The organism is Methyloterricola oryzae, assembly GCF_000934725.1.
GTDB lineage: Bacteria > Pseudomonadota > Gammaproteobacteria > Methylococcales > Methylococcaceae > Methyloterricola > Methyloterricola oryzae.
Genome location: NZ_JYNS01000003.1, coordinates 215802 through 231541 on the forward strand (window position 1 = coordinate 215802; position 15740 = coordinate 231541).

9 protein-coding genes are annotated in these 15740 nt (G+C 64.7%); all 9 read left to right on the forward strand.

The features are described from left to right. The first annotated feature begins 323 nt into the window (after nucleotides 1-323). The 9 genes from EK23_RS07035 (at nucleotide 324) to EK23_RS07075 (ending at nucleotide 15723) form a co-directional block, all read left to right on the forward strand. On the forward strand, nucleotides 324-2432 hold the full coding sequence (locus EK23_RS07035; RefSeq protein ID WP_045224602.1) for a putative bifunctional diguanylate cyclase/phosphodiesterase: 2109 nt from the start codon (nucleotides 324-326) through the stop codon (nucleotides 2430-2432). Nucleotides 2433-2478: 46 nt separating this feature from the next. After that, on the forward strand, nucleotides 2479-4641 hold the full coding sequence (locus EK23_RS07040) for a two-component system response regulator (protein WP_045224603.1): 2163 nt from the start codon (nucleotides 2479-2481) through the stop codon (nucleotides 4639-4641). Then, nucleotides 4634-6712, forward strand: a complete 2079-nt coding sequence (locus tag EK23_RS07045) for a TOL_0244 family TonB-dependent receptor (RefSeq protein WP_052808008.1) — start codon at nucleotides 4634-4636, stop codon at nucleotides 6710-6712. The genes EK23_RS07040 and EK23_RS07045 overlap by 8 nt, the downstream gene beginning before the upstream one ends. Nucleotide 6713: 1 nt before the next feature. Continuing rightward, nucleotides 6714-8831, forward strand: coding sequence for a TOL_0244 family TonB-dependent receptor (locus EK23_RS07050; protein WP_052808009.1), 2118 nt, complete (start codon nucleotides 6714-6716; stop codon nucleotides 8829-8831). Continuing rightward, the gene (locus EK23_RS07055; protein ID WP_052808010.1) at nucleotides 8831-9400 is read left to right on the forward strand and encodes a YfiR family protein; all 570 of its coding nucleotides are present in this window, start codon (nucleotides 8831-8833) and stop codon (nucleotides 9398-9400) included. Before EK23_RS07050 ends, EK23_RS07055 begins: the two co-directional genes overlap by 1 nt. 2 nt (nucleotides 9401-9402) lie before the next feature. After that, entirely contained in the window at nucleotides 9403-12228 is a 2826-nt protein-coding gene (locus tag EK23_RS07060; protein WP_045224604.1) for a hybrid sensor histidine kinase/response regulator, read from the forward strand. Between the two features lie 208 nt (nucleotides 12229-12436). Then, on the forward strand, nucleotides 12437-13549 hold the full coding sequence (locus EK23_RS07065) for a glycosyltransferase (protein WP_045224605.1): 1113 nt from the start codon (nucleotides 12437-12439) through the stop codon (nucleotides 13547-13549). Then, nucleotides 13550-14641 (forward strand): glycosyltransferase, encoded by a 1092-nt coding sequence (locus EK23_RS07070; RefSeq protein WP_045224606.1) that lies wholly within the window; start codon nucleotides 13550-13552, stop codon nucleotides 14639-14641. It begins immediately after the preceding gene. Beyond that, complete coding sequence (locus EK23_RS07075; protein ID WP_045224607.1) at nucleotides 14638-15723, forward strand: glycosyltransferase; 1086 nt, start codon at nucleotides 14638-14640, stop codon at nucleotides 15721-15723. Before EK23_RS07070 ends, EK23_RS07075 begins: the two co-directional genes overlap by 4 nt. Nucleotides 15724-15740: the final 17 nt, after the last annotated feature.

The window sequence follows — 15740 nt, forward strand, 5'->3', positions numbered from 1 at the left end:
TATTCCGCTTTGACATAACCACTGTTTCTGGAGTGCTTTGCTGGACCAGGGCGCTGGGCTAATGCTTTAGCTCAAGCAATGAGCGCGATGCGGCGCGCCCGGTTCCAGAACGAGGCGGAATAAAGGGGGCTCCGCCCTCCACAGGGACCGCAGACAGCACGGCGAATCTGAATTGCATGACTATACTTTTCCGCACTTCAGCCTGGACTAGGGCTCGCGACCTACCTGCGCGCTTAGCCACCGGGCTGCAGGCTAGATTAGCAAAAGACCCTAAAGATTTAACGCACCCGGCCCGCAAGTCGCCGATCCCGACAGAAGCATCGATGACAGACATTCCAAGCGTTTCGCAGGCCCTGGTTGCTGACGACGACCCGACCCTCAGGCTGCTCTTGAGCCAGGCTCTGGGCAATTGGGGCTATAGCGTCCTGGAAGCCAGCGATGGACAGCAGGCGGTGGACATGGCCATCGCCCATCAACCAGCGATCGTGTTCATGGACCTGCTCATGCCCGTGCTGGACGGTTACGCCGCCTGCCAGGCCATCCGACGGTCCCCTGAGGCCGCCCACATTCCCATCATCGTCGTGACCGGCCGGGAAGACATCGAGGCCATCGAGGCAGCCTTTCAAGCGGGCGCCACCGATTTCACCACCAAGCCCATCAACTGGCCCTTGCTGCGCCACCGGCTGCAGTTCGTGTTGCGCGCCAGTCACGCCTTCCGCGAGGTCAAGGCCAGCGAACAGCGCTACGCGCTGGCCGCGCGCGGCGCCAATGACGGCCTCTGGGACTGGGACCTGCTGCACAACCGTATTTACTTCGCGCCGCGCTGGAAGCAGATGCTGGGCCATGCTGAAGATGCCGTGGGCGAAGATCCCTCCGAGTGGTTCAAGCGAGTGCATCCGGACGATCTCCCCCGCCTCAGCAACACGCTGGACGAGCACCTGTCGGGACGCTCCGACCATTTCGAAAACGAGCACCGCATGCTCGCCGCGGACGGCAGCTACCGCTGGATGCTGTGCCGCGGGCTTGCCATCCGCGATGACCTGAATACCGCCATGCGCATCGCAGGCTCGCAGAGCGACATCACCCTGCGCAAACAGGCCGAGTCGCAACTGGCGCACGACGCCTACCATGACACCTTGACCCAGTTGCCCAACCGGCTGCTGTTCCATGACAGGCTGCAGCATGCGATCCGCGCGGCACAACGGCGGCCCAACTTCCGCTTTGCGGTCCTGTTCATGGACATCGACCGTTTCAAGGTAATCAACGACAGCCTCGGCCACCCCATAGGCGATCGCGTGATCCTGGAAGTGGCCGCACGGGTGGGCTCCTGCATCCGCGACAACGACACCCTGTCGCGACTGGGTGGCGACGAATTCACCGTGCTGATCGAGGATATCGCCGACAAGGAATTCGTCACAGACCTGGTCGAGCGGATCCAGACTGTCGTGGGCCGGCCGTTCCAGGTGGATGGCCACGAATTGCGGCCCAGTCTCAGCATCGGCGTCACCTTAAGTCACGAGCGCTATGAGAATGCCGACGAAATGCTGCGGGACGCCGACACCGCCATGTACTGCGCCAAGAAGACCGGGAAGGGTCAGTTCGCCCTGTTCGACGCCGAGATGCACATGCAGGCGCTGCAGTCCCTCATGCTGGAGTCGGAGATCCGCTCGGCCCTGTCGTCCGGGCAGTTCATCCTGCGCTTTCAGCCCATCGTTGCCATGTCCAGCGGCCGCACCGTGGGACTGGAAGCCTTGTTGCGATGGCAACATCCGCGCCGCGGCGAATTGCTGCCGGAAGCCTTCCTCAGTTCGGCGGAGGAAACCGGCCTCATCGTTCCTCTGGGGCGCTGGGTGTTGCGGGAAACCTGCAGGCACTTGATCGATTGGGAGCGCAGCGCGCCGCTGCCGGCAGACTGGTTCGTCAGCGTCAACTGCTCCGTGCGCGAGTTTCACCACCCCAATTTTGCCGCGGATGTGGAGAAAATCCTCGAAGAACATGGACTCGCGCCCTCGCGGCTGCGCATCGAGATCACCGAGCAGGTCATCAACCACAACCGTCAGAGTGCGGAGGCCGTGCTCAAGGACTTGCACCGTCTGGGCATCCGCGTCGGCATCGACGACTTCGGCTCCACCGCGTCCACCCTGAGCAGCCTGGAGAACCTGCCCATCGACTTCCTGAAGATCGACCGCTCCTTCATGCACAATGTCGATGGCGAAAACCGGATGGAGCTGATCAAGGCGGTCGTAACGCTGGTACACAAGCTCAACATGTTCGTCGTCGGCGAGGGCAGCGAGACGGTGGCCGAAGTGGAACGCCTGAGCCAGCTGGCCTGCGAGTTCGGACAGGGCAATTACTTCCAGAAGCCGGTGCTGGCGCACGAGGTCGTGCCGATGTTGCTCAAGGGCTCCCTGCCCGGAGGGTATCAGCCGTAATGGCCTGGCCGCGAAGCGAGCCGGCCGGTCAACGCGGGGACCGGTCATGAACCGCAACCACGAGCCCTGGGACTCGGGCCGCTCCGGACTTGGCCTCACCGCCCTGGTGGTGGACGATGATGAGGGCACGCGCTTGCTCTTGCGGTCCGTGGTCGAGCAGTTGGGCTACCATGTGGTCGAAGCGGTGGACGGCAAGGAGGCGCTGGCGGCCTTCGTCAAAAACGCCCCGCAGTTGATCGTCATGGACGTCCTGATGCCACGCATGGACGGCTTCCAGTGCTGCCAGGCGATCCGCGCAGAGCCTGCCGGTTCCGATGTCCCCGTCGTGCTGGTGACCGGCGTGGATGACAATCCCTCCATCGAGCGGGCCTACCAGGTGGGCGCCACCGACTTCGTGCGCAAGCCGATCAACTGGATCATCCTGCGTCACCGCATCGCCTTCATCACCCGCGCCAACACCGCCTTCCAAGACCTCAAGCGCAGCGAGGCGCGTCTGGTTCAAGCGCAGCGACTGGCCAAGCTTGCCGCCTGGGAATGGCACTTGCACCGGCGCGAATTCGAAGTCTCGCAGGAACTGGCCGATCTGCTTTCCCTGCAGCTGCGGCAGGCGCGGCTGGGCGAGGATGAGTTCTGGAGTACCGTCCCCGAAACCATGCGCGAGCGTCTGGCGCCGACCCTGATCGACGCATTGCGGGACCAGCGCGGCTTCAGCGTGGATTTCCGCCTCATCAGGGACAAGCGCGAACGCATCATCCACGCGGAAGGCGAGTTTGTGAGTTTTGCGGGCGGCGTGCCGGAAGCCATGCACTGCATCATGCAGGACGTCACCGATCAGTACCTGGCGCAAGAGGAAATCTTTCGTCTGTCCCATTACGACTGGCTCACCGGACTGCCCAACCAGAGCCTATTCACTGAGCAGTTGCGGGTCGCCCTGCTGCGAGGCAAGCGTCAGGGAACGGATATCGGCATCATCTACCTGGGTCTGGGGCGCATCAAGGCGGTCCGGGAAGCCATGGGGCCCGCATTCGCGGACCGGGTCGTGCGGGAAGCGGCCCTGGTCATCCAGGACTCCCTCAAATCGATGAAGATCGGCGACAGCGCGCGGGTGGAGATAGCCCGTTACGGCGCCATCGAATTCACCATTTTTGTTGATCAGATCGAATGTCCCGATCCAGCCGGCAGCGCACTGCCGTTCATAGCCCAGCGCCTGCTCGACGATTTGTCGGAACCCCTGAAAGTGGACCTTCACACGGTTCCCGTGGCCTGCAGCATTGGCATCGTCTGCGCCAAGGGAGGCCAGGGGGAGGCCGAAACCCTGCTCAAATACGCCCATGTGGCCATGAACGCGGCGCGTGCCAAGGGCGAGCGCGCCTACGAGTTCCATTCCACCGAGATCCAGCGCCAGGTCATGGAACGTTTCAGCCTGGAAAGCCAGTTGCTCGCCGCCGTCCGCCAGAATGCCCTGAGTGTCCATTTTCAGCCCCAGATCGACATCGCCAGCGGCACAATCCGCGGCTTTGAAGCCCTGGCACGCTGGCAGCATGTAGATCTCGGCATGATACCGCCGGACCGCTTCATTCCCATCGCCGAAGAATCGGGACTGATCCTGGAGTTGGGCGAGCAGATTCTGGTGAAGGCGCTGACGGAAGCGAAAACCTGGCCGGCGTCCGAGGACTGCCCCATCCTGCTTTCGGTGAATGTATCCGCGCACCAGCTCTGGAGCCGCCAATTCGTCCAGTTGGTGCAGCGGGCGCTGGAGACCAGCGGCGTGACGCCGACGTCTTTGGTGCTCGAGCTGACGGAAAGCGTGCTCATCAAGAACCTGGAAAGTACGCTGCGCATCCTCCACAGCCTCAAGGACCTGGGCGTCCGGTTGTCCCTGGATGATTTCGGCACCGGATTCTCCTCCATGAGCTACTTTCGGGATCTGCCCATGGATGAATTGAAGATCGACCGAAGCTTCGTGAAGGCGCTGGAACCAGGCACCCGTGAATTGGCCATCGTCCGCTCGGTGATCTCTTTGGGGCACAACCTGGACCTCAACATCGTCGCCGAGGGCGTGGAAACCGAGTACCAATTGAAGGTACTCGCCAGCCAGGGCTGCGACAGTGCGCAGGGTTATCTGATCAGCCAGCCGATGCCCGCCGCGGCGGTCGGCCCCTATGTCAGGGAGTTCGAGGGCAGTGCAGGAAGCTCGCTGTTTGGATGAGATAAAGGCACCTGGCCTGCCGATCGTGCCCACGCGCCTACGCGGCGTCGCGGCCTTGCTGCTGTGCGTCCTGGCCAGCCCGCCGCCCTCGGCGGCTGAGGCCCAGGAGGACGCGAAAATCAGCGACATGAATCTGGAACAGCTGATGCAAATGGAAGTCACCAGCGTGAGCAAGAAGGCCCAGAAACTCTCCGACACGGCCGCCGCCATCTATGTCATCACCCAGGAGGACATCCGCCGCAGCGGCGTCACCAACATACCCGAGGCGCTGCGCCTGGCCCCTGGCATCCACGTGGCGCGTGTGGACGCCAACAAATGGGCTATCACCGCACGCGGCTTCAACGGGCGCTTCGCCAACAAGCTGCTGGTGCTGATGGATGGGCGCAGCGTCTATACCCCCACCTTTGCCGGCGTCTACTGGGACGTGCAGGACACGGTGCTGGAAGACATCGACCGCATCGAAGTGATCCGTGGCCCGGGTGCTACCGTCTGGGGCGCCAATGCGGTCAATGGCGTCATCAACATCATCACCAAGGAGGCCGCCAAAACCCAGGGCGGTCAGGTCAATGTCGGCGTGGGCAGCCAGGAGCGCGCCTTCGGCAGCGCCCGCTACGGCTTCAACCTCGACGAACACACCCATGGCCGCGTCTATTTCAAGGGCTTCGACCGCGAGCGCTTCCACATCGACGATCCCGTCGACCGCGGCGGCTCCGACGCCTGGAACTCCCTGCGCGGCGGCTTCCGCCTGGACCGCGACGACAAGTCCGGCGACCTGCTCACCTTGCAGGGCGACGTTTACACCGGCCAATACAATCAGGTGCTGGGTTTCGGCGCGCCACCCCCGACGCCCGACCATGTTCACGACCTCGCCAATATGGCCGGCGGCAACCTGCTGGGCCGCTGGAAGAAGGCCTTGAGCCTGGACTCGGACCTCAGCCTGCAATTCTTCTACGACCACACCGAGCGCCATGAAGCCATCGTGGATCAGGTGGACGACACCCTGGACCTGGATTTCCAGCACCATTTCGCCTGGGGCGAGCGCCAGGACATCGTCTGGGGCCTGGGCTACCGCTACATCCACGACGATCTGAGCAATAATTCCATCTTCACCTGGACCAGCCGCAGCCGGAACCTGCAGCTGTTCAGCGGTTTCATCCAGAATGAAATCAGCCTGCTGCCGGAGCAGCTCAAGCTCACCCTGGGCAGCAAGCTGGAGCACAACGACTTCACCGGCTTCGTGGTGCAGCCATCGGCACGGCTGTCCTGGACGCCAAATTCGCAGCACGCGCTGTGGGGCGCCATTTCCCGCGCCGTGCGCACGCCCAGCCGCGTCGAACAGGACAGCCGTTTCTACTCGCTGACGCCCCTGCCGCCCCTGAGCGGCGACAACCCGACCCCCTTCCCGGTGTATTTCTCGGCCGTGGGCCGCCCGGACTACCAGGCCGAGGACATGATCGCCTTCGAACTCGGCCACCGCTTCATGCCCTCGCCCGAGTTTTCCCTGGACACGGCACTGTTCTACAACATCTACAACCGCCTGCGCAGCTTCCGCGGCGGCACCCCGACCCTCACCGGCCTGTCCTATGTGGATCAGCCCGTGGACTTCTACAACGACATGCGCGGCAACACCTACGGCGCGGAATTGGACGCCAAGTGGACGCCCACGCCCTGGTGGACCCTGGAAGCTCAATACACCTATCTGGGCATGGACCTGACCTCCCGCCCCGACCCCTTCGAGAATGCCGGCGCGGTTGAAGCCACCGACCCCTCGCAGCAGTGGTCGCTGCGCAGCAGTTTCGACCTGCCCGAGAACGTCGAGGTCGACCTGCGCCTGCGCTATGTGGACCACATCGTGGCGGGGCTGCCAATCCCCGGATTCGAGACCCCGATTCCCGACTACCTGGCCCTGGATGCACGGCTGGGCTGGCGACCGCACCCGAACCTCGACCTGTCCCTGGTAGGCCAGAACCTCCTGGACAGTCATCACCCGGAGTTCTACCAGGAGTCCTTCCAGGGCGCCATGTCGGAGGTCCCGCGTGGATTCTATCTAAAAGCCGATTGGAGATTCTGACGTGAAGGAAAACTCGATCTTCAAGCCCTCCCCTCGGCGATCCGCCGCCAGTACCTCCTTGCCTCCCGAACAGCGGCGCCTGGCGCGGATTGCGGCCCGCGCAGGCTTGCTCGCCCTGCTGTTGCAAGGGGCCCCGTTTGTCTGCGCCCAGGAGTCCGACATCACGGACCTGAACCTGGAGCAACTGATGAACATGGAGGTCACCAGCGTCAACAAGAAGGCGCAGAAACTGTCGGGAGTCGCCGCCGCCGTCTACGTCATCACCCAGGAGGACATCCGTCGCAGCGGCGTCACCAGCATTCCCGAAGCCCTGCGCCTGGCGCCCGGCGTGCAGGTGGCGCGCATCGACGCCAACAAGTGGGCCATCACTGCGCGCGGCTTCAACGGCCGCTTCGCCAACAAGCTGCTGGTGCTGATGGACGGCCGCAACGTGTACACGCCCACCTACGCCGGCGTCTACTGGGAAGCCCAAGACACGGTTCTTGAGGACATCGACCGCATCGAGGTGATCCGGGGTCCCGGCGCCACCGCCTGGGGCAGCAATGCCGTCAATGGTGTGGTCAACATCATCACCAAGCAGGCGGCGAAAACCCAGGGCGGCGAAGTCACGATTGCCGCGGGCAGCCCGGAACGCGTTTTTGGCAGCGCGCGCTACGGTTTTCAGTGGGGCGAAAACACCCATGGCCGCGTCTATGTCAAAGGCTTCGACTTTGACCGCTTCCATGTGCTGGACGCCGAAGACAAGGGCGGCAGTGACGCCTGGAACTCCCAGCGTGGAGGTTTCCGCCTGGACCACGACAGCCGCGACGGCGAACTCTGGACCCTGCAGGGCGACATGTACACCGGCAGCCTCAATCAGGACCTGGAACTGCCGCAGCTCACCGCTCCCTACTCACTGCACCTGCACGACACACCCAACATGGCGGGCGCCAACCTGCTGGGCCGCTGGCAGAAGGCGCTGGGCATCGGCGAGGATATCAGCCTGCAGGTGTTCTACGACCACACCGTTCGCAACGAGTCCTTCATCGACGAAAGGCGCGACACCGTCGATGTGGATTTCCAGCATCATCTCCCTTTCGGTGAGTGGCACGACGTGATCTGGGGGCTGGGCTACCGCTACACCTATGACCGCATTCCAGGCTCGCCCTATGTCAGCTTCGGCCAGCCCGGACGCGGAATCAACCTCTACAGCGGCTTCCTGCAGGACGAAATCAGCCTGATTCCTGACCAGCTCAAGCTGACCTTGGGCAGTAAGCTGGAGCATAACGACTTCACCGGATTCGAGGTCCAGCCCTCTTTGCGGCTGGCCTGGACCCCCAACAACCAGCATGCCGTGTGGGGCGCGGTATCCCGGGCAGTCAGGACCCCCAGCCGCGCGGAGGATTCCGCCAACACGCGCATCATGGTGCTGCCGCCGTTCGACGGCCCCAACGTCTCGCCGTTTCCAGTCGCGTTGCAGATTCGTCACAACAAGGCCTTCCTGGCGGAAACCCTGCTCGGCTTTGAACTGGGTTACCGATTCATGCCGTCCACCACGCTCACCATGGAGACGGCGCTTTTCTATAACGTCTACAACCGCCTGCGCGGGCTGGCGCGCGGGGATGTATCCCTGCAGCAGTCAGGAAGCACGCTCTACGCCCAGCAGGAACTGCCCTTCAGCAACAACCAGTCTGCGCACACCTACGGGGGCGAGCTGGCCATCAACTGGAACCCCGAGCCCTGGTGGACGCTGCAAGCCCATTACAGCTACATTGGCGTGGACTTGGTGGACAACGGCATCGCTTTCAGCTCCGGCGAGGGCCTCGACGCCAGTACGACGCCCCAGCAGCAGTGGTCGCTGCGCTCAGGCTTCGACCTGCCCTACGATGTGGAACTGGACCTGTGGCTGCGCTATGTGGACCGCATCCGCGCGGGTACCCCGCAAGTGTCCATTCCCGATTACCTGACACTGGATGCCCGCCTGGGCTGGCGGCCCCATCCTTCCTTGGACCTGTCCCTGGTGGGACAGAACCTGCTGGATAGCGCCCACCCCGAGTTCATCATGGAAAGCGGGTTCCAAGGCAATACAGTGGTGGAAATCCCGCGCGGTTTCTATCTCAAGGCGAACTGGCGGTTCTGATGAGCGGACGGACACGCGCCATTCCGTTTCACCTAAGGCTGCGGCGGTGCGCCCTGAACGCGCTGCTCAGCAGCCTGCTGCTTGGCCTCTCCGCCACTACTGTCCAGGGCGCGGATCAGGGCGCGGTTCAATTGGCCTTCCTCTACAATTTCACGAAATTCGTGACCTGGCCCGAAGCGGCCATGAAGGCGGCGTCGGAATTCGAGCTGTGTATCCTGGGCGATGACCCCTTCGGCCCCACCCTGGACGAACTGAGCAGCAAGACCGTACGCGACAAGCCGGTGCGCATCACCCGCCCGCGCAGCGCGGCGGCGCTGCTCAAGTGCCAACTGGTCTACATCGCCCCGTCCGAGAGCTGGCGCCTCAAACAGATCCTGCAGGAGATCGGCAGGGCCCCGATACTCAGCATCAGCAGCCTGGACGATTTTGCTGATCAGGGCGGCGTCATCCGCCAGTTCTGGGAAAACGGCAAGCCTCGCTTCGAGATCAACCTCAAGGCCGCGCAGCAATCCGGGCTGAGCCTGAGTTCCAAGCTACTGGAACTGGCGGCCCGCATCATTAAGGAATAGACATGCTGCGCAACCTGTCCCTGCGATACAAGCTGACGCTCTTGATGGTGCTGGTGGCCAGCATCGTATCGTTAGCGTCCAGCACGGCCTACTTCGTCGCCGAGGCCATTACCCTGCAGACCACCCTGCACCAGCAGCTGACCACACTGGCCCAGATCATCGGCGCGCGCGGCACCGCCGCCCTGTCCTTCGGCGACGAGGCCGCGGCCCGGGAATCCCTGAGCGCCCTGAAGTTCCAGAGCGATGTGTCCGGCGCCTGGATCCTGGACGCGGAAAACCGGGTTTTCGCCGAGTACCGCAAACCGGCGGACCCGCCGAATACGATTCCGGACTTTGCCCTCCTCCTGGCGCACATCGAAGCGGATCAGGATCCGGTCAGCAGCGCCATAACCCATTGGCGGGAGCGCAAGGTGGAGATGGGCCTGCCCATCCTGCTGGAGCAGGAGCGCATTGGCACCATCGTGATCCAAGGCGACTTGACGCCGATCCTGGCCGCGCTCCTGCGCTACGCCGGCGTCGTGCTAGCGGTGCTGCTGATCTCCGGCGCCTTTTCCTGGGTGCTTTCCTCACGCCTGCAAAGTATCGTCACCCGGCCCATTTTCCATCTGCTGGGTCGGATGAAGACCGTCACCCAATCCCACGATTACAGCATCCGCGCCGAGAAGACCGCCGAGAACGAGTTGGGCTGGCTGATGGACGGCTTCAACGAGATGCTGGCCCTGATCCAGTCGCGCGATCAGGAACTGGCGGAGGCCAATGACCTCCTGGAAGCCAAGGTGGCCGAGAGGACAGAATCCCTGAATCAGCTGGTGGCCGATCTGCGCGCCGCCAAGGAAGCCGCGGAGGCGGCCAGCCGGGCAAAAAGCGAATTCCTCGCTACCATGAGCCACGAAATCCGGACGCCCATGAACGGGGTGCTGGGCATGGCCGAAGTGCTGCAGGGAACGACACTCAACGACCAGCAGCGCAAGGGCCTGCAAACCATCCAGAGTTCGGGGCTGGCCCTGCTCAGCCTCATCAACGATATCCTGGACTTCTCCAAGATCGAGGCAGGCAAGCTGTCCCTGGACTACCAGGACTTCGATCTGCGCGAACTGATCGAGGATTGCGCCGGCATGCTGGCGGAGCGCGCCCATGCCAAGGGGCTGGAACTGCTCCCGGTGATTCCCCTGGATCTCCCGACCCAACTGGTGGGAGATGGAATGCGCGTGCGCCAGATCCTGGTGAATCTGCTGTCCAACGCCATCAAATTCACCGAGCACGGCGAGGTGCTGATCACCGTGCATCGCCTGCCGCCCTTGGAGGGCTCAGACGCTGACCTCAGATTGCGCTTCGAAGTGAGGGATACCGGCATCGGCGTCCCCACCGAGGCCCAGAGTCAGATTTTCGAAGCCTTCTCCCAGGCCGACAGTTCCACCACCCGCCGCTATGGCGGCACCGGTCTGGGACTCGCCATCTGCCGGCAACTGGTCAACCTCATGCACGGCGAAATCGGCCTGGAGAGCTCGCGCGGAACCGGCTCCACCTTCTGGTTCAGCCTGCCCTTCAAGCAGTCCGCCATGGACACGCCACGCCTTCAAGCGGCCGACCTGGTCGGCCTGAAAGTGCTGGTGGTGGACGATCACCCCGTCAACCGGGAAATTTTCTCCCACCAGCTCAGCGCCTGGGGCATCAAATGCCATCTGGCCAGCAGCGGGACGCAGGCCCTGGAGATGCTGCTGGGCGCCTCCCTGGGCGAAGCGCCCTATCAACTGGCGATTCTGGACTGGCACATGCCCGAAATGGATGGCTTGGAACTGGCCCACCGCATCACCACCGATGAGCGGCTGACGGGCATGCCCCTGGTCATGCTGGGCTCCGTCATGCCCTCGGACGAGGACGAGCAAACCCGGGCTGCTGGCTTGAGTAGTTGCCTCACCAAGCCGGTCAGGCAATCCCAGTTGCTGCAGTGCCTGCTGCGTGTCATGGGCAAGGCCATGGACGATACCCGGATGCCGGCCCGCGCCGCCGCCTTGCTGGCAGACGCCGACGTGTTGCTGGTGGAGGACAGCATGGTGAACCAGGAGGTGGGACGGCGCATGCTGGAGCTCTGCGGCTGCCGCGTGACTCTGGCCAACAATGGGCTCGAGGCGCTGCATTGCCTGGACGAAAACGGCTATGACCTGGTTTTCATGGACTGCCATATGCCCGAAATGGATGGCTTTACCGCCACCCGCGCCATCCGCGAGCGCCACTTGACGAGCCGCCGGGGTGCACGGCTGCCGGTGATCGCCCTGACGGCCAACGTCATCAAGGGCACCCGCGAGGAATGCCTGGACGCGGGCATGGATGACTACCTGGCCAAGCCCTTCAGCCGCGAGCAGATCGAAGCGATGCTGCGGAAATGGCTGGGCCTGGCGCAGGCGGAGGAAGCCGAGGCAGCCGTGGACGAAGGGTCACCCGAGCCGTCAAACGAGGTCTCGGCTCCGGCAGAGACAGGTCCGGCGCTGGACCAGGCGACCCTGGATTCCATCCGCGACCTGTGCCCGCCTGGCACCCCGGATCTGCTGGGGCGTATCGTGACCATCTATCTGGAGCAGGCTCCCGGACTGATCGCACGGATCGTGGAGGCGGTTGGCGGCGGCGATGCGAACGAATTGCGCGAAGCGGCCCACAAGCTCAAGTCCAGCAGCGCGAATGTCGGCGCCCTGGGACTGTCGGAGCTGAGCCGGAGTCTGGAGGAACTGGGGCGCACCGGGCGGTCACAGGAAGCGGCGGACCTGCTCGAGCGGATGCAGGCCGAATACACGCGCGTCACCGAGGCGCTCAATAGGCTGCGGTCGGGCTAGAATTGACGCGCGCGTCACGGCGGAGCCTGCCCGCCGGGCGCGGAAGTGGTAAAATGCGCGCACAAGAAGGCCGCGCTCGGGCGAAAACCACCCGCGACGGGCCGCGCAAACGCAAGCAACGACCCGCGATGACCCGGCCTATTTCCGATTTCCCATCCAAACCACGGGCCTTTATGAATACCCGTGCTCCGACGGCCTGCCCGGCGGCATGACCTCAGTCCCTGCAGGTCGGCGACTTGCCGTACTCGCCGCCTTTTCCGGCCAGGGCGGGGTGGAGAAGATGGTGAGCAACCTGCTGGCGGGGTTCGCCGACCAGGGGATTGCGGTGGACCTGCTGCCGGTGGTGCGCGCCCAGCGGCACATGCCGGACTGCCCGCCCTCCACCCGCGTCATTGAACTGGGCACCCGACACACCGCGCTGGCGGTGCCGGCCATCGCCCGATACTTGCGGCAGGAACGTCCCGCCGTGCTGCTGGCCGTGCGCGACCGGGGCATCCGCAGCGCCCTGCTGGCGCGCCGCCTGTCAGGCATTGCCATGCCCATCGTCGGTAACCTGCATACCAACCTTTCCGCCGCCCTGCAGCAGCGTGGCCCTTTGACGCGCTGGTGGCGGCTGCGTTCGGCGCGCGCCAGCTACCGGGCACTACAGCGTATCATCGCGGTTTCCGAGGGCGTGGCGGCGGACACCCGACGCCTGGCGGAGCTCCCCGGCGAGCGCGTGGTTGCGATCCCCAATCCGGTCCTGACCCAGGACTTTCAGCAACGCGCTGCGGAACCGCCTCCACCCGGAATCCTGCCGGCCGGCGACGCGCCGCTCATCGTGGGCTCCGGCCGTCTGACCCGGCAAAAGGACTTTCCGACCCTGATCCGCGCCTTCGCCCAGGTGCGGGCGCAACGCCCCTGCCACCTGCTGATTCTGGGCGAAGGAGGTCTTCGCCCCGAGTTGGAGGCCCTCGTGCACGCGCTGAGGCTGAAGGACGCGGTTTCCCTGCCCGGATTCCTGGACAACCCATTTCCCTGCATGGCCGCCGCGCGCCTGTTCGTCCTGTCCTCGCGCTGGGAAGGTTCGGGCAATGTCATCACCGAGGCGCTGGCCCTGGGCGTGCCGGCGGTGTCTACCGACTGCCCCAGCGGCCCGGCGGAGATTCTCGGTTACGGCCGCTTCGGGCGGCTGACACCGGTGGGCGATGTCAGCGCCTTGGCCGAGGCCATGCTGGCGACCCTCGACGATCCGCTGCCGGCGCAGGTGCTGCGCGACGCGGTGGCCGATTACAGCGTGACGCGCAGCGCGGCGCGCTATCTGGAAGTGCTCGGATTCTGAATGAGCGGACTATATCCATCCATACATGTCATCGGCAGCCGCCAGTTCGGGGGGGCCGACCAGTTCTACGTGCGACTGGTGCGCGCCCTGGCGGCGGCGGGTCAGCCGGTGACCGCCGTCGACCGCGCCGGCACACCCATCGCACAGGCCCTGTCCGATGGACCGGTGGAGCAGATCCACCTGCCCCTGGCCAACGGCTGGGACGCCTGGTCGATATGGAAACTGCGCCGGCTGGTGGCCGCGCGCCGGCCCGCCATCGTGCAGACCTACATGGGCCGGGCGACACGGTTGACCCGGCTCTCCAGGGGAGGGGGCAGCGTTCACGTGGCCCGGTTGGGCGGTTACTACAAGATCGACGGCTATTACCGCCACGCCCATGCCTGGATCGGCAACACCACCGGACTCTGCGATTATCTGGTGCAGGAAGGGCTGCCGGCGGAGCGGGTGTTTCATATCGGCAATTTCGTGCCCGACCCTGTTCCCCACGCCCCAAAGGAACTGGCAGCGCTGCGTCAGGCCTGGCATCTGCCGGAGGACGCCAGCCTGCTGTTCACCCTGGGCCGGCTCATCGACATCAAGGGTTTCGACGATCTCCTGCGCGCCCTGGCGCGGCTGCCGGAGCAGATCGGCGGGCGACCCTGGCGCATGCTGATCGCGGGGGACGGCCCCCTGGCCGCCGACCTGAAGGCGCAGACGGCGCAACTGGGACTGCAGGATCGCGTGATCTGGCTGGGCTGGCAGGACCCGCCCGACCCGTTCTACGCCCTGGCGGATGCCTTTATCTGCCCGTCCCGGCGCGAGACCCTGGGCAATGTGATCCTCGAGGCCTGGAACTACGGCCGGCCCGTCATCGCCACGCGCACCCCCGGCGCCCTGGAACTGGTGACGGACGGCGAGCGCGGACTGCTGTGCGATATCGGCGACGAAGCCGCACTGGCGGCGCACATCATCTCCCTCCTGTCCGCCAGCCCGCAGGAGCGGGCGGAACTGGGCGCGGCGGGACAGCGTTACCTGCGGGAACGCTTCGGCCGCGAGGCCATCCTCGCCCAGTATCTGGACCTGTACGAGCGGCTCACCGGCGGCGGCGCATGAAGATCCTGCATGTGGAACTGGGCCGCTTCCTCTACGGCGGGGCCCGCCAGGTCACCTACCTGTTGGAGGGCGTGGGCGCACACCCGGAAGAGCACATCCTGGCCTGCGCGGAGGGTGCCAGCATCGCCTCGGCCATCGCCAATCCGCGGGTGCGCGTGTTTCCCCTGCCCTGCCGGGGCGATGCCGACCTGGGTTTTCTGGGGCGACTGCGCCGGCTGATCCGGGAGCAACAACCCGACCTGATGCACATCCACAGCCGGCGCGGCGAAACCCTGAGCGCCCTGGCCGCCGTGCTGGAACACCTGCCCGCGGTCTACAGCCGGCGGGTGGACAACCCGCCCCTGTGGCTGGACCTGAAATTCAAATACCCGCGCATCAAGCGCATCATCACCATTTCCCAAGGCATCCGCGAGGTGCTGATCCGTCACGGCGTCCCGGACAGCCAAATTGCCTGCGTGCCCAGCGCCGTGGACACGGAGCGCTACCGGCCCGGCAACGACCGTGAATGGCTGAGCAAGACCTTCGGCCTGCCCGGAACGGCGCCGGTGTGGGCCATCGTCGCTCAGTTGATCCCGCGCAAGGGACACGCCGTGCTGTTCCGCGCCCTGCCCGAAGTCTTACGGAAACACCCCGGCTTGAGGGTGTTGGTGCTGGGCAAAGGGCCCCTGGAGGGCGAACTGCGGCGCTTGTCGGCGGACCTGGGCTTGAGCGAGAATGTGCGTTTCGAGGGCTTCCGCACCGACCTGGAACGCGTGCTGCCATGCCTGGACGGCTTGGTGCATCCGGCCTGGATGGAAGGACTGGGGGTTTCATTACTGGAAGCGGCGGCCTGCGGCATCCCCATCATCGCCTGCCGCAGCGGCGGCATGCCGGAGATCGTGCGCGACGGCGTCAACGGACGCCTGATCGAGCCCGGCGACGTGGCGGGCCTCGGCGCCGCCCTGAGCGAACTGCTGGACCACCCGCATCGGGCGCAGGCATTCGGCCACGCCGGGCGCGAACTGGCGACCAGCGAGTTTTCCATCAGGCGCATGGTGCAAGGCAACCTCGAAGTCTATCGACAGGCCCTCGCCCTGCCCTGAACCGCCGCCCAGCGATA